This is a genomic window from Micromonospora sp. DT178, from assembly GCF_049841695.1.
GTDB lineage: Bacteria > Actinomycetota > Actinomycetes > Mycobacteriales > Micromonosporaceae > Micromonospora.
In genome coordinates this window covers 1-15,606 of the sequence record NZ_JBNCKV010000027.1, presented here as the reverse complement: position 1 = coordinate 15,606, position 15,606 = coordinate 1, and the positions used below count along the sequence as shown (strand labels likewise).

General features: G+C 68.0%; 12 protein-coding genes and 2 pseudogenes. 11 read left to right on the top strand and 3 right to left on the bottom strand.

Annotation, left to right across the window (positions count from 1 at the left end; translation table 11 throughout):
* The first annotated feature begins 286 nt into the window (after positions 1–286).
* Complete coding sequence (locus ACLQ22_RS30330) at positions 287–2,011, top strand: cytochrome P450 (RefSeq protein WP_425695325.1); 1,725 nt, start codon at positions 287–289, stop codon at positions 2,009–2,011.
* Between the two features lie 53 nt (positions 2,012–2,064).
* Here the strand turns inward: ACLQ22_RS30330 and ACLQ22_RS30325 are convergent.
* Both ACLQ22_RS30325 and ACLQ22_RS30320 read right to left on the bottom strand, forming a co-directional pair.
* Positions 2,065–2,850, bottom strand: a pseudogene (locus ACLQ22_RS30325) (SDR family oxidoreductase).
* Positions 2,847–3,359 (bottom strand): integrase core domain-containing protein, encoded by a 513-nt coding sequence (locus ACLQ22_RS30320; RefSeq protein WP_425695324.1) that lies wholly within the window; start codon positions 3,357–3,359, stop codon positions 2,847–2,849. The pseudogene ACLQ22_RS30325 and the gene ACLQ22_RS30320 overlap by 4 nt, the downstream one beginning before the upstream one ends.
* Before the next feature lie 1,265 nt (positions 3,360–4,624).
* Between ACLQ22_RS30320 and ACLQ22_RS30315 the strand changes: the two genes are divergently transcribed.
* Positions 4,625–5,137 (top strand): hypothetical protein, encoded by a 513-nt coding sequence (locus ACLQ22_RS30315; RefSeq protein WP_425695323.1) that lies wholly within the window; start codon positions 4,625–4,627, stop codon positions 5,135–5,137.
* A gap of 790 nt (positions 5,138–5,927) precedes the next feature.
* Positions 5,928–6,460, top strand: a pseudogene (locus ACLQ22_RS30310) (IS630 family transposase); the annotation flags it as partial.
* Positions 6,461–6,803: 343 nt separating this feature from the next.
* Here ACLQ22_RS30310 and ACLQ22_RS30305 read toward each other — a convergent pair.
* Positions 6,804–6,938, bottom strand: a complete 135-nt coding sequence (locus ACLQ22_RS30305) for a hypothetical protein (protein WP_357878238.1) — start codon at positions 6,936–6,938, stop codon at positions 6,804–6,806.
* A 125-nt stretch (positions 6,939–7,063) separates the two neighbouring features.
* Between ACLQ22_RS30305 and ACLQ22_RS30300 the strand changes: the two genes are divergently transcribed.
* The 8 genes from ACLQ22_RS30300 to ACLQ22_RS30265 form a co-directional block, all read left to right on the top strand.
* Positions 7,064–7,480 (top strand): hypothetical protein, encoded by a 417-nt coding sequence (locus tag ACLQ22_RS30300; RefSeq protein WP_425695322.1) that lies wholly within the window; start codon positions 7,064–7,066, stop codon positions 7,478–7,480.
* 16 nt (positions 7,481–7,496) lie between these two features.
* Complete coding sequence (locus tag ACLQ22_RS30295; RefSeq protein WP_425695321.1) at positions 7,497–8,204, top strand: SDR family NAD(P)-dependent oxidoreductase; 708 nt, start codon at positions 7,497–7,499, stop codon at positions 8,202–8,204.
* Between the two features lie 55 nt (positions 8,205–8,259).
* Positions 8,260–8,979, top strand: a complete 720-nt coding sequence (locus ACLQ22_RS30290; protein ID WP_425695320.1) for a hypothetical protein — start codon at positions 8,260–8,262, stop codon at positions 8,977–8,979.
* 391 nt (positions 8,980–9,370) lie between these two features.
* Positions 9,371–9,784 (top strand): hypothetical protein, encoded by a 414-nt coding sequence (locus tag ACLQ22_RS30285; RefSeq protein WP_425695319.1) that lies wholly within the window; start codon positions 9,371–9,373, stop codon positions 9,782–9,784.
* Positions 9,785–9,787: 3 nt separating this feature from the next.
* Entirely contained in the window at positions 9,788–10,210 is a 423-nt protein-coding gene (locus ACLQ22_RS30280) for an acyl-CoA thioesterase (protein WP_425695318.1), read from the top strand.
* Positions 10,211–10,229: 19 nt separating this feature from the next.
* Positions 10,230–10,742 (top strand): flavin reductase family protein, encoded by a 513-nt coding sequence (locus ACLQ22_RS30275; RefSeq protein WP_425695317.1) that lies wholly within the window; start codon positions 10,230–10,232, stop codon positions 10,740–10,742.
* Between the two features lie 43 nt (positions 10,743–10,785).
* Positions 10,786–11,493, top strand: a complete 708-nt coding sequence (locus ACLQ22_RS30270) for a 4'-phosphopantetheinyl transferase family protein (protein WP_425695316.1) — start codon at positions 10,786–10,788, stop codon at positions 11,491–11,493.
* A 699-nt stretch (positions 11,494–12,192) separates the two neighbouring features.
* Positions 12,193–15,606: type I polyketide synthase (locus ACLQ22_RS30265; RefSeq protein ID WP_425695315.1), on the top strand; the 3,414-nt coding region annotated here is incomplete at its 3' end.

The window sequence follows — 15,606 nt, the reverse complement described above, 5'->3', positions numbered from 1 at the left end:
GTCGGGTGCCCGGAGCCGCTGCAGCCGTTGTGTGAATATCCCGCGCATCGCATGTTGCGGGACAGCACCGAGAGCCCGCCGACGCGTGAGGTCCCGGTAACGATTGTTGACCGAAGACGGGTTGCCGCGAGTTCGGTCGGTACGCGATCTGTGAGGCGCGCAGAACCGGTCGGTAGACGGTTGGACGTGGCGGACGGCCAACCCTTGGACCCCCCGTTTAGCTCCGAAAACCCGAGTCAAATCTTGACGAAGAGTGACAAGGGTTGGTAAGGGCTAAGCGGCGTAATTGCAGCTCAACGACCATCTCAGGAAAGTAATGACAAGCCCGCTCCGGCTACTTTCCGCTACAAGGGAGATGCGCACGACTCGACCCGCCGAGCTTTGCGGCAACGCGGGGATCCGGCACGTCATTCCCGAACGGTCGGACCAGGTCGCCCGCCGGACTGCCAGAGGAAGCGCCGGCCACAGGCCACCCACCTTCGACAAGACGACCTACCGCAAGCGCAACGTCGTGGAACGTTGCTTCAACCGCCTCAAGCAGTGGCGTGACCTGGCCACCCGCTACGCCAAACGCGCATCCCTCTACCGGGCCAGCCTCGTATTGACCGCCGCCATCATCTGGCTTCCATGGTCGGCAGGACAGGCCCTAGTCGAAACCCGCCGCGACCTGGTTTCCGCCAATTTCCTGCGCTTTGCTGGGAACTTTTCCGGCCGGTCGAGCGACAGGGGCCCGCGGCTGGCGGGCATGGTGCCGGCGTACGTCCCACGTCATAATCACTGCATGGAGGACATGAACGGGACGATTCGGCAGAACAGCTTGTTCACCCCCGAGGCGCGGGAAAACCCGACCCGCCTGTTCCACCGGATTCGGGCGGAAAACCCGGTGACCTGGGTTCCGGAGCTCAACGCGTACCTCGTCACCCGGCACGCGGACATCGTCGCCGGGATGAAGGACCGCCGCCTGGCCAACGCGAACATGGCCCAGGGTCTCCGGCGGCTGAGTCCCGCCGAGCAGGACGAACTGCTGCCGCTGCGCGCCTCGATCGACATGTGGATGGGGCACACCAACCCCGCTGACCACGTCCGCTTTCAGCAGCTGTTGAAGCGGTACTTCACGCGCGCCACAGTGGACGCGCTGCGCCCGCGGGTACGGGAGTTGACCCACGAGCTGCTCGACGCCGTGGCGCCGCAGGGCCGGATGGACGTGGTCAAGGACCTGGCGTACCCGCTGCCGGCGAACGTCATCGCCGAGATGCTCGGTATGCCGATCCGCGACCGCGAGCTGCTCCAGGCCTGGTCGCGGGACGTCCTCGCCGTCTTCCAGATCGCCAGCCTGGCCCGGCTGCGCCAGTGCCAGCGCAGCATCGTGGAGATGCAGGACTACCTGCGGCCACTGCTGGCGGAGCGCCGGCAACGGCCGCGCGAGGACGTGCTGGGCACGTTCGCGGCCGCCGAGAAGGACGGCCTGGTCACCGAGGACGAGATCGTCGCCAACTGCGTGCTGCTGCTGTTCGCCGGCCACGAGACGACGGCCCACCTCATCGCGAACGGGCTGCTCCTGCTGTTCCAGAACCCCGAGCAGCTCGACCTGCTCAAGAGAAAGCCAGAGCTGACCCCGTCAGCCGTGGAAGAGATGCTGCGCTGCGACGGCCCGGGCGGGAGCGTCGTGCGGACGACCACCGAACCGGTGGTGATCGGCGACGTGCCCATTGCGGCGCACCAGATCATCTACCTCGCCATGGTGGCCGGCAACCGCGACCCCGAGGTGTTCGACGAACCCGACCGTTTCGACATCACCCGTACCCCCAACCGGCACACCGCGTTCGGCATGGGCGCGTCCTACTGCCTGGGCGCCGCGCTGGCCCGGATGGAAGCGGACGAGTGTTTCCGCATCCTGCTTGATCGTTTCCCGGACCTGCGCCCGGTCGACGCGACACCGGACTGGCAGGCCAGCTCGCCGTTCCAGCATGACCTGAACACGCTGCGGGTCGAGTTCACCGCCCGCGACTGACCCGGCCGCCCGCCCTCCGGCCGCCCGCCCGGCGGTTCAGCCCGTCCGGCAGTTCAGCCCATCCGGCGGCGGGCGCCGGCGATCCAGCGGTCCCGGTCGGCGGCCTTGTGCTGCACGTACCGGGACACCTCGGGGTGTGGCAGGACGAGGAACCGTTCGGCCGCCAAACCCTCGACCACCACGCCGCGACGTCGTCCGGCTCAAGCAGCTCGCCGGCTGCGGTGACGGCCTCGCCGCGGCCGACCCGGCCTCGAGGCCGGCCATCAACAACGGGGTACGCACGCCCTGCGGGCACAGCGCGCTGACCCGAAGGCCGGCGTCGCCGTAGGTCACCGCCAGCCATTCGGCGTACGCCACCGCGGCGTGCTTCGTCGCGGTGTACGGCGCGTCGCCCGGGGCCACCCGCAGACCGGCCGCCGAGCAGGTGTGCAGCAGGTATCCGCCGCCGCAGGCCAACATCCGGGGCACCAGGCACGCGCGGAGTAGATGTGGGCCAGCACGTTCACCTGCCAGGCCAGGGCCCAGTCCTGGTCCGGGGCGTCCAGCCCGTGGCCGAACGCGACGCCCGCGTTGGCGCAGAACAGGTCGATCGGCCCGAGCTGCCGCTCGACGGCGTCGATCAGCGCGACGACCTCGTACTCCACCGCCACGTCGGTGCGCGTTGCCAGCGCGGGAACGCCCGCCTGCCGGATTTCGGCGGCCACCGCGGCGGCGGCCGCGCCGTCGCGATCCGCGACGCAGACGCCGGCCGCGCCCTCAGCGGCGAACCGGCGCGCCATCGCGGCGCCGATCCCGCTGGCGCCGCTGCGGGTGCCGGAAACCCTGTCCGTGCAGTTCAGGCGGCATGCTCGTATTCGTGGAGGAGTCCGCCGAGGCGGTCACGTCGGCGGATGGTCAGGTGCGTGATCGTGTCTGGGTTGGTGATCGGTTTGGGCAGCGGATGCAGCGGCCGTGCGTGGGAAGTCCCGCGGTGGGCTCGGTGCTCGTTGTAGTGCCACTCGTATTCCCGAAGGGCGTGCAGCAGGTGGCGCTGGTTGAAGATCAGCATGCGGTCGAGCAGCTCATAGCGGCAGGTCTGATTCCAGCGTTCCATGATCGCGTTCATCCGGGGCATCTGGAGGCCGGTGAGGACGACCGTGATCCCTGTGTCGGGGAGGATCGTGTCAAACAGCGCCGGGTATTTGCCGTCCCGATCGTGGATCAGGAGACGGGCCTGGCAGCCGGCGTCGTGGAGGTCCATGCCGAGGTTGCGGACCGCTTGGGTGACCCAGGCGGCGGTCGGGTGGCCGGTCGCGCCGAGGATCCGAACCCGTCGTGTGACGTGCTCGATGGTCGCCAGGACGTACATCGACTTTACGGACGCGCATCTGTCCGGGCGTGGGAAGCGGCAACGCCAGCAGCAGTCGCAGTTGCGCGCTGCGGTTGGCTGATAGACCGAGCGTTGGTCGCCAACCGTATGCCCCGCCTGCCAGCCAATACGACCGCGATCGACTCCTGTCAACGTCCGCCGCGCGGCCGGACTCCGACGGGCGTGCTTGCTGGTCCAGCCAGGGATATGATCGGCGAAGGCCGACCCTCGCACTTGGTGAGCGGACAACGGAACCGTCGCATCGGCAGCCGCAAGTTCACCGGCCGGCCGTCATCCGTCCTCCGCCAACCTGCGACACCGGGAGTGGGCCCGCGTCGTCAACCGCTAACACTCCGACACCCCGTGCCCGGACCAGTCGCCCGCCAGATCCGCACGCCTGGTCAGTAGCCTCGACCCGCTCGACCGTCACACCGGCCAGCTGAGCGAACATATTCCGATGGCGCCGTCAACCACGCAGCCAAGTCCCACAGTGGACAGACACGGTTGCTCGCGGGGCATCACGAAAAGTGGCCAGACCATTTCAGAGAGCGGCGACACGGCGAGTCGATCAGTCGTACCTAACAAGGCTCACCGCATGGCAGTCCTCGCCACGAGCGGCTCGACCTCGCGGTGGCAGGCGAAGGACTAATATGTCGGGATGACTGTTTTTCGTGTCGCTATATCAACGGATGACGATGAAGCTGCTGGTGCGGTTCAACTCCTGATCAGGGTTGAAGCCAGCGGCGGCGTGCACCGGATCGCTGAGATAACGATGCGCAGCAATGGCCCGGCCGGTTTGACTGTCAGCTCGCTGCCTGAGATAGATCTTGAGGCGATCGGGCAGGCACTAATTGGGGGCGCGGGAGTCTCGCGTGCCAGTAGTTCGGCAGTGGGGGCCGGCGCGGCGACTGGAGTCGTTGGTCCCAGCGCGCCCGCTGGCGGTCGGGTAACGACTCGCCGGCGGTCCGACACTCAGCAGTCGGTTGACGGTTCGGCGGATCATGGCCAGCTTGCCGCGGTACAACCCGCAGAGGCGACGCGCTCTCAGGGGACGGGGTCGGGCCGCGCCTACCGGCGCATGCCTGATGCGGAAGAGGTCAGGGCCGTGTACGAGGCCGCTGGTACCGTCACCGGCGTCGCCGAACACTACGGGGTTCCGCGGCACACCGCGAAGGGTTGGATAGGCCGGTTGCGGAAGCTGGACGGCAAACCATCGTAACAGTGTGCTGCCCGTGGTCGGGCTCACCGCATAAAGGAGAGCTTTGATGAGCGAGTACCTCATCACAGTTGAGCAGGTTGGCGGCAGCGGGCAGATAAAGGTCGTTGTGGACCTGGCCTCAGCTGGCCCTGCCCTCCGGGAGATTTCGGTACGGCCTGACGACGGTGGCTCCGCCATACCGCAGACGCTGGCTGAGTTGGACTTTCGACAGGTTATCGAGATTGCGTTTCGGCTATCCGGAGACGCGGAACCCCCTGGCTCGGTGCCAGACATCGTTGACAGACACGACATAGAACGAGACGAACCTGCGCAGCCAATCGACGGAGGGCGGACGTCGGCGCCTGCGGACAAGGTGCCGCCCAGACGCGTGGGTAAGCACGTAAGCGACATGCCGCCCGACTTCCCCGTCACGTACTGGAAGATGGGGAGTGCGGCGAGGGTCGCCGAGCACTACTCGGTTCCCCGGCAGATCGCCAATGGCTGGATCAAGGAGCTGCGACGAACCGGTAAGGCGCCGGATCCATGGCGCCAGGGACGGACGCGCGGGCGGCCACTCTGAACCAGACCATGTCGCACGCCTCCCGGACACGGGTTCAGGCCGCTGCAGGCAGAACGTGAGTGCGAATGACCTTGCCGACGTCGGCTTCGAGGGCCGAGAACCCGTACGAATCCGTTCCAGGCGTTCCCACACCGGGACGACGCTCGGCGCCGGCGGTCCTGCACCCGATTGAACGCGGCCCGTCGGGCCCGGCGGCGGCGGCATTGATCGCAGCGCCGGTCGGGCGCACCGCCGTGGCGGTAAGCTTGCGGCCGCCGTAGGACAGGTAGTGCGGGCCGCGCACGCCTCGGGGAGGGCCCCTTGAGTCCATCCAACGACATGGCTGGCAATTTCGCCACCAATGCGGATCCGATGACTCGCTTGATGGGCTGCGCAGCAGCCCATCCTCGCCAGTCTCCCGCGGCTGGGTCTCCACGTGCCGGCGTACGCTAGGCGACCTGCTAATCGTGTGCTGCGATGGGTGACCGACGCGATCGACGAGACCTGGCGCGGAACGGTCGTACGGGTCTCATCTATCCGAAATGGTTAGCGGAGATCGTCTGGGCGGTCGCCTGCACTGTCCCCGCCCGGACCTGTGCAGAGGTGTCAAACTCGGAGGTTCCGGCTCCTGTTCGTTCACAGATTGGGCTTCTCGTCTACCAGCACGGGCAACGCCAGTGCGCGCCCAGATGAGGTCCGGCGAAGCCGGCTACGAGGCGGTGGCCGAAAGTCTTGAAGGGCAAGAGCGGTGTCGCAAAGGGGCGACACCGCGATGTCTGGCGCGGTGTCCGTCGGTATCGCAAGGGAGGCCCGCCCACACCACGGCAGCTCGTGGTCGCCGGCCAAGCGCCCGGACCGGACGCCCGGCCAACTACCCCCGTACGCACGGGATCCGCTACTTCCACGGCTGCTACAGCCAGCCTAGGCGACGAACAGCTCTGGGTCATGCGCCGCCGCAAAGGCGGCGACCACACCTGACCGCGCTCTAGACGATCCGCCCGCCCGGACGGTGCACCCTCTGCGTAATCCTGGACAACCTGGCCACGAACAAGACGCCGCCTCCGGACCTGGCGCGCGGAACAGGTCGAACTCTGCCTGACCCCGACCAGCGTCGCCTGGGCCAACCCGATCGAGGCCCAGTTTAGGCCGCTACGCAGCGTCACCATGACCGCTTCCAACTACCCCAACCGCACCGTTCTCGCCCGCGACCGGCAGGCATACCTACGCTGGCGCAACGCCGACGCCCGCCACCCCAGCGTCCTAGCCATACAACGCCGCGAACGCGCAGGCATCCGTCGCGAACGCCAACAACGCTGGGGCCGACCGCGCTCCAAAGCCGCCTGACACCAGACCCGGAGAACGTTCGTGGTCAGCGCACTAGCCGCGCGGAGCCGCCCGGATGGAGGAGGCGCCACCGCCACCAGCGCGATGGGTCAGCGGCGTCTCCAACCACATCGGGTGAGAGATCGCGGCGTAGGGCGCAGTGAGACCTCGTGCGCAAACGACGACCACCGTCTGCACCACGGCACCGCGAAGGCATGACCTGTTACCCCGGTTGCCTCACCGCGCGCCGGCTGAGACAAGATCCGTATCTAGGCTCGGCATCCCAAGGCTGCAACGGCATCGGCGGCCTCCTCAAAGAATGCACCATGCCGCTTGAGCTGCACTGACGCAGGTCTCGACAAGCTCACCGGTGGCCGCGGTCGCCGCCGGTGATGCCCCCGCCTCCAGCCTGGAGCTGTTGCGGCGGCTCGCCGCCGAGCGGGCCGAGCTGCCGCTGGACCTGGTCGGCCCGGACAGCCGGCTGCTCGACCACCTGCACCTGAGCTCCATCACCGTCGGCCAGATCGTCAATCAGGTCGCGGCCCAGCTCGGGATCGCGGCCGCGCAGGCCCGCGGAACTTCGCCACCTCGACCCTGCGGGAACTGGCGGACGCCTTCGACGCCTTGTCCCGCACCGAGACCGTGGAGCCGGTCGCGCCGGCGGTGTCCGTCGGGGCGGCGTCCTGGGTCCGCCCCTGGTCGGTTGAGCTGGACGTCACGCCGATCCCACACCGGATCGCCGCGGTCGCCGACGGCGAGTGGCAGGTCTTCGCACCGGCCGGTCACCCGTTCGCCCCGGGGCTGGGCGCGGCCCTGGCCCGGGCCGGGGTGGGCGCGGGCGTGCTGGTCTGCCTGCCGCCGGCCTGCGCCGAGGGCGACCTCGAACTGGCCTTGCGGGGAGCCAAGGCCGTTCCGGCCGACCTGTCCAGCCGGCGGTTCGTCCTGGTCCAGCACGATCGGAGCGCGGCCGGGGCTGGCCAAGACGCTGCATCTGGAGTCGCCGCAGACCCCGGTCACCGTGGTCCATCTGGCCACCGATGATCAGGCAGTGGCCCGGGTGACCGCCGAGACCGCCGCGACGGAGTCCTTCGCGGAGGTGTTCTACGACGCGGACGGCACCCGCCGGACCCCGACGTTGCGGGTGCTGCCCTTCGAACCGGCCCGGACCGTCCCGGCCCTCACGGCGCAGGACGTGTTGCTGGTCACCGGGGGCGGCAAGGGCATCACGGCCGAGTGCGCCCTGGCCATGGCCCAGGACAGCGGGGCCAAGCACGCGTTGCTGGGGCGATCGGATCCGGCCCAGGACGCCGAGCTCTCGGCCAACCTCCAGCGGATGGCACAGGCCGGTCTCATTGTCGAGTACGCGCGGGCCGATGTCACCGACGCCCGGTCGGTCAAGCACGCAGTGGCCACGCTGACCGCGACGCTCGGCCCGGTCACCGCGGTGCTGCACGGCGCCGGTCGCAACGAACCGGCGTCGCTGGTCACCCTGGAGACCGAAACCATTGCCCGCACCTTCGCGCCGAAGGTTTGCGGCCTGCGCGCCGTACTGGCAGCCGTCGATCCCCAGGACCTACGGCTGCTGGTCACCCTGGGCAGCAGCATCGGCCGTACCGGGCTGCGCGGTGAGGCCCACTACGCCATGGCGAACGAATGGCTGGCCGAGGCCACTGCGAGTTCGGCAAGCGCAATCCGCACGTCCGCACGATGTGTCTCGAGTGGTCGGTGTGATCGGGCGTCGGCATGGGTGAACGGCTCGACGTAATCGAGACGCTCGGCCGCGAAGGGGTGAGCGCCATCTCGCCCGGCCAGGGATCGCCGTGCTGCGGCGTCTGCTGGCCGACCCGCATACGCCGACCACGGTGGTCATCAGCGGCCGCACCAACAGCATCGACACGATGCGCTACGACCAGCCGGAGCTGCCGCTGCTGCGCTTCGTCGACCGTCCTCTGGTGCGCTACCACGGGGTCGAGCTGATCTGCGAGGTCGAGCTGAGCGCGGGAACCGACCTGTACCTGACCGATCACCTGCTCGACGGCAACCAGCTCTTCCCGGCGGTCTTCGAAATGGAGGCCATGGCACAGGTGGCGGCGGCCGTCATCGGTGAGGCCACCGCGCCGGTCGTCGAGAACGTCGAGTTTCTCCGGCCGATCGTCGTGCCGGTGCACGACAGCATCCGGATCCGGGTCGCGGCCGTGGTTACCGGTTCGGGCACGGTCGAGGTCGCGTTGCACAGCGAGGAGACCGGCTTCGCCACCGACCACTTCCGGGCGCGGTTGTGCTTCCGGCCAACGACCCCGGCGGCCGGCGCACCCGAGCAGATCGAGCCGGGCCTGCCCGAGGTGCCGCTCGACCCGGCGACCGACCTCTATGGCCCGGTGCTGTTCCAGGGACGCCGGTTCCAACGCCTGCGGACCTACCACCTCGCCGCGGCCCGCGACGTGGACGCCACCGTGGCGGCCGACGCCAGGACCGACTGGTTCGCGGGCCTATCTGCCCTCCACGCTGCTGCTCGGCGATCCGGGTGTGCAACGCGATGATGCACGGCAACCAGGTCTGCGTGCCCGACGCGACGTGGCTTCCGGAGAGGATCGAGCGGAACGTGCCGGCCGGCGCGGCCATGTTCGACGCCGACTCGCTCCGGTTCCGCGCCACGGAGCGCTCACGGGACGGGGGACGCCCACGTCTACGACATCGCTTTGCGCGACGCGGCCGGCGCGGTCGTCGAACGGTGGGAGGGCCTGCGGCTGCGTGCCGTACGGAAGCGGAACGGGTCGGGGCCCCGGCATCCGGTCCTGCTCGGTCCTACCTGGAACGGGCGATGCACGACGTGCCGGGTCGGCGATCGCGGTCGCGGTCGAGCCCGCACCGGCCGGGCCGCTCCAGCCGATCACCACGGTCGCGGTCGGCCGGGACCTTGGTGGGCCGGTCATGGTCCGGTACAGCGAGGACGGTCAACCGCGGGTCCCCGGCAAGCGCACGGTGTCGGCCAGTTCGGCGGCCGGTCTCGCCCTGTGCGTCGCGGCCACGGATCCGGTTGGCTGCGCCGTCGCCGCGGTGGAGAGCCGGACCGGGCAAGCATGGGCCGACCGACTGGGCGAGCACGCGTCGGTGGCGCACCTGGTTGCCGAGGCCGCCGGCGAACCACTGGACGCGGCGGCAACGCGTCTCCAGGTCGCCCGGCAATGCCTGCCCGACGCCGGCGAGTGGCGTGTGACGGCGGCCGAGCCGATCGGCTGGGTCGTGCTCGGGTGCGGCGACCGGCGGGTGGCCACCTTTGTCACTCGAGTGTCCGGCGTCCACGACAAGGTTGCCGTGGCCGTTCTCAGCGGAGGGCGTAAATAGACCGTGGAGGAGTATTGCGAGTACCGCCATACCGTGGGGTTCGAGGAAACCCACATGGTGGGCAACGTCTACTACGTCAATTACCCGCGCTGGCAGGGCCGGTGCCGGGAGATGTTCCTCAAGGACCGGGCGCCTTCGGTGCTCGAGGACCTCCAGCAGGACCTGAAGCTGTTCACCCTCAAGGTGGACTGCGAGTTCTTCGTTGAGCTCACCGCGTTCGACGAGCTCTCCATCCGCATGCGACTGATCGAACTGGCCCAGACACAGCTGCAGTTCGGCTTCGACTACGTGCGGCTGGCCGCGGGCGGGGAAACGCTGGTCGCTCGCGGCAAACAACGGGTCGCCTGCATGCGGGGGCCCAACACCCGGACGTCCCCGGCCCGCGTGCCGGAGGCGTTGGCCACGGCCCTACAGCCCTATTCCTAGGCGGCGCCAGGAGGGAAATGTGGAAAGGCTCCAGCTGGCTCACGATGCCATCCACGAGCAGGCATCCGTGCGACGCGTCCTCGGCGCCTTCGCCACCGGGGTCACCGTGGTGACGGCGGGCGGAGACCTGGCACACGGCATGACGGCCAACTCCTTCACCGCGGTATCCCTTGCTCCGCCACTGATCCTGGTCTGTGTCGGACGGGACGCCCGGATGCACCACGTGCTCGATCGGCAGGCCACCTTCGCGGTGTCGATCCTGGCGTCCGACCAGACCGAGGTGGCGCGGTACTTCGCCGACAAACGACGGCCGGTCGGCCCGGAACAGTTCAACGCCGTGTCGTGGTTCCCCGGCGCCTACAGTGGCGCGCCGCTTATCGACGGGGCGCTGGCCCACCTCGAATGCGAACTGGACCAAAGCCACGAGGCGGGCGAGCATACGATCTACGTCGGTCGGCTGCTGTCGTTGTGGCGCCGGCCCGGTGAGGACGCGCTGATGTTCCTCAACGGCCAGTTCCTCCGTGCCGCCTGATGGCCGGACCCGCAGGCGTGGCGGTCGCCCGACCGACTGCCACGTGTGGTGCATCGACCCGGCCGACGCTCCCGACTGGTGCGAGGACCTGCTCAGCGAATCGGAGCGGGCCCGCGCCGGGTCCCTCCGCCGGGTCGCGGCGCGACGGCGGTTCACGACGGCCACCGCGCTCCTCAAGGTCGCGGTTGCCGAGTCGGCCGAGGACGATCCGCGGAAGGTCAAGCTTCGCCGCGAGTGCCCGGACTGCCGAGGGCCGCACGGGCGCCCTGAGGTCGTCGGAGGCACGCTCAACGTCTCCCTCACGCATGCCGCCGACCGGGTGGCGGTCGCGCTGTGCGCGGACGCAGCCGTCGGAGTAGACGTCGAGCAGGTGATCGCCGACGTCGACGTCGACAGCATGCTGGGACTGGTGCTCAGCGATGCCGAGCGCGCGGACTTCCGCGCTGTTCACGGCCGGCCGGCCCGGACCCAGGCTTTCTTCCACTGTTGGACGCGCAAGGAGTCGGTGCTGAAGGCGACCGGCGACGGGCTGCGGATCCTGATGTCGAACCTGACAGTGTGGGCGCCGCACGACCTGGCCCGGCTGACCGGCTTCATCGACCGCCCGGACCTCGTCGGGACGGCGCAGATCGTCGATCTGGATCCCGGACCGGGTTATGTCGGGGCGGTCACAGTGTTGTCGGTCTGGCCCGTGCGGGTCCGCGAACGCGACGGCGCGGAGGCGTTTGCCGCCACCGGCTTTGTCCGCTGACCCGGACCGGCGGTCAGAGCCAGCCGAACTCGCCGGCGTCGCCGAACGACACGACCAGCCGGGCCCGTCATCGCGCCACTTCTTCGTTATTGCGGTCGTTGTGCCGGACCCTTGACAAGGTGCGCGGAGATTGAGAATCGTGTATGGAGGAGTCGTTCCGGTGAAGAAAACTTCTACGGGGGAAGGACCATCGATGCCTCGTCCACGTTCGCCCCTTCGGCCGTGGAATCGGCGTTGATCGCCGGGCGGCTCGTCACGCTACCTCGACCGTCGCCGCTCCAGGCATCGGCTCCTAGGGTCCAGCGAGTTAGCCCGGTCGTGACTTGCGCAAGCTCGTCATTGCCTTCGTTACCTAGCATCAGGTTCACCGTATTCCGAACGCAGAGCCCTAAGCTTCTTGATCTCGGGCTGCACCGTTCACCTCGAAGTGTTTTTCCGGCCAGGTTGGGGCAGTCGGCTGCTCCAAGGCGGGCCTGCCGAACCATTGCTAATGACGTCTCGTCAAACGATTCAGTGTCAAGACTCCGACCGCGTGGCGCTGACCTGTTGGCCCGTGATCGAAGATCACGTGTAGGTCAGGTGACTGCGTGAGCCCAGCCGGGGCGCGTAACCGGCAGGCTCACTTCCAGGCCGCTGGTTCGTGTTTTCCGCAGTGTGGATTAGAATATCTGAGGATGGCGATGTCTGAGACCTTCAGCGATGTCTGAGACCTTCCGAGGCCAGGATAGTGCGATTGCCGTTATTGGTGTGTCGTGCCGTCTGCCACGCGCCGCTGGTCCGGCAGCATTCTGGACCCTGTTACGCGATGGGCTGGACGCGATCTCATCCACTCCTGCTGATCGCTGGGGCGTCACTCCGTTCGACCCGGGCAATCCGCCCCTGGGTACAAGGTATGGGGGCTACCTTGACGGGGTTGACCAGTTCGATGCTGGGTTTTTCGGGATTTCGCCACGGGAAGCTGCCGCCGCTGACCCGCAGCAGCGACTGACGCTTGAGCTGAGCTGGGAGGCGCTTGAGGACGCCGGCGTCGTGCCGGAGCGAATTAGGGGCACCCGCGTCGGGGTGTTCATCGGTGCGAATAAGGATGACTACGCAACCGTATTGCGCCGGTACGGTTTGGAGGCAATCACTGCGCACAGCAACACCGGCCTGCAGCGTGGCATGATCGCCAACCGGGTGTCGTATACGCTCGGGTTGACTGGACCGAGCATCACCGTCGATACCGCCCAGTCGTCGTCGCTAGTCGCCATTCACCTCGCCTGTGACAGCCTGCGTCGCGGCGAGTGTTCCAGCGCAATTGTCGGCGGCGTTATTCTCAATCTCAGCTCAGAGGCTGCCGTTGAGTTGTCGAGGTTCGGGGCGCTGTCGCCGGATGGCCGCTGTTTCACATTTGATGCCCGAGCCAACGGGTTCGTGCGCGGCGAAGGCGGTGCAGTAGTTGTACTGAAACCGTTACGGCAGGCATTGGTCGACGGTGACCACGTGTATTGCATCATTCGCGGCAGCGCTATCAACCACGATGGGATAAGCGAAGGTCTGACGGTTCCTAGTGCCTCCGCGCAGGAGGAGGTCATTCGGTTCGCGCATGAACGTGCAGGCGTACAAGCAGCAGACATTCAGTATGTCGAGTTGCACGGCACTGGCACGAAGGTTGGTGATCCGATCGAGGCGGCCGCGCTGGGCGCGGCCGTTGGCAGGCCCCGCCGTGCTTACGGTCCACTGCGGGTGGGATCGGTTAAGACGAACATTGGCCATCTTGAGTGTGCTGCGGGTATCGCCGGATTACTCAAGGTGATCTTGGCAATCTACCATCGCCAGATTCCGGCCAGCTTGAACTTCCGGCAGGCGAGTCCGTGGGTTCGGCTGGAGGAACAGAACCTACAGGTTCAGACGCAGACCGCTGGATGGCCGGATCCCAGCCGGCCGCTGGTTGCGGGCGTTAGCTCGTTTGGCATGGGCGGCACCAACTGCCACGTCGTCGTAAGCGAGGTCGCCGACGTTGAGGTTGTTGAGAGTGTCAGGCTCGGCGGGCCGATGGGGTCGGCGCCGTTGGCACTGTCGCTGTCGGCGAGAACGGCCCGTGCGTTAAGTGAGCAGGCGATGAGGCTACGGGCGTTCGCGACCGAGCAGCCGGAGATCTCGGCCCGGGATGTGGCCTGGACTCTGGCCACCGCCCGGTCGGTGTTTGCGCATCGGGCGGTGGTAGTGGCCGAGGATTTGGACGGGTTCCTGGCCGGGTTGCAGGATCTGGCCGGGTTGCAGGATCCGGCCGGGTTGCAGGATCTGGACGCCTCGCCGGTGGTGGTGCGTGGTGTCGCGGCCGGTGCGGGTAGCGCGACGGGTCCGGTGTTCGTGTTTCCGGGTCAGGGAGCGCAGTGGGTGGGCATGGGTGTGGCGTTGTGGGATGCCGAGCCGGTGTTCGCGCAGGCGATGACCCGGTGCGCGCAGGCGTTGGCGCCGTTTGTGGACTGGTCGTTGCGGGAGGCGTTGGCGGATAGCGCGTTGCTGGACCGGGTGGATGTGCTGCAGCCGGTGTCGTGGGCGGTGATGGTGTCGCTGGCCGAGTTGTGGCGTTCGGTGGGAGTGACGCCGGCGGCGGTGGTGGGACACAGCCAAGGAGAGATCGCCGCGGCGTGTGTGGCCGGTGGCCTGTCCTTGGCCGATGGGGCCCGGGTGGTGGCGTTGCGCAGCCGGGCGATCGTAGCCCTGTCCGGGTCGGGGGGCATGGTGTCGGTGCCCGCACCGTTGGACGAGGTGCAACAGTTGATCACCGGGTGGGGTGAGGACCTGTCGGTCGCGGCGGTCAACGGCCCGGCGCAGGTGGTGATATCCGGAACCACGGCCGCGTGTGACGAATTCGTGCAGGCGCACGCGGAGCGGGGGGTCCGGCGCATCGCGGTGGACTACGCCTCGCATTCGGTGCAGGTACAGGCGATCCAGGACCAGTTGCGCACAGATCTGGCCGACCTGCAACCCCACAGCGGGCAGGTGCCGTTCTACTCGACCCTGCAAGCGGCGCAGGTCGACACCGCCAGCCTCGACGGCGACTACTGGTACCGCAACCTGCGACACACGGTCCGGTTCGCCGAGGTGATCCAGACACTGACCGAAGCCGGCCACCAGACGTTCGTGGAAGTCAGCCCGCACCCGGTATTGACCATGGCGGTAGAACAGGCCGGCGAGCATCTGGTAGTGACCGGCACCCTACGCCGTGACGACGGCGGACGTGACCGCTGGCTACGCTCGATGGCCACCCTGCACGTGGCCGGCATCAACATCGACTGGACCCCGACCTTTGCCGGTGACTTGCCCCGACGCGTGCCGCTGCCAACATACCCGTTCCAGCGCCAGCGCCACTGGCTCCCGGACACGCTGGCCGAGCACCCTGGTCGCAGTATCGCCCCGATCGACCAGTCCCAGGACGCGGTCGAGCGGCATGACATCGAGGCCAGCGCGGCCGCGCTCGACCTTGCCGAGACCGAACGCTCCGCGAGGCGGGACCGCCCTGGTGAAGCCGGTGCGAGAAGCGAGCCGGCAGCGGGTGGGGGCGAGTGGCAACTACTTGACCTGATCCGTACCCATGCGGCCGCAGTGCTTGGTCATGCCGGGCCGCAGGATGTCGACGCTGACCGGAGCTTTAAGGAGCAGGGCTTCGACTCATACGCCACCATCAAAATGTGTGACCGACTCACCGCGGTGACAGGGCTGCGGCTGCCGACCACCCTGCTATTTAACTACCCCACGCCCGTGGCACTGCTGGGATACCTGCAGCAGCGGTTGGACGGGGTGTCTGAGCCGGCAACTGGACCGGTCGCCGCAGTCACTGTGCTCGACGAGCCGGTTGCGATTGTGGGGATGGGGTGTCGGTATCCGGGTGGGGTTGGTGACCCGGAGGCGTTTTGGCAGTTGCTGGTCGAGGGTGTTGACGCGGTGGGTGAGTTCCCCGCGGATCGGGGTTGGGATCTGACGGCGCTGGACGGCCCCGGTCGGCAGCGGTCGGGGACCCGGTACGGAACATTCCTTTCCGGGGCCGGGATGTTCGACGCGGGGTTCTTCGGGATCAGTCCGCGGGAGGCTGTGGCGATGGATCCGCAGCAGCGGCTGTTGTTGGAG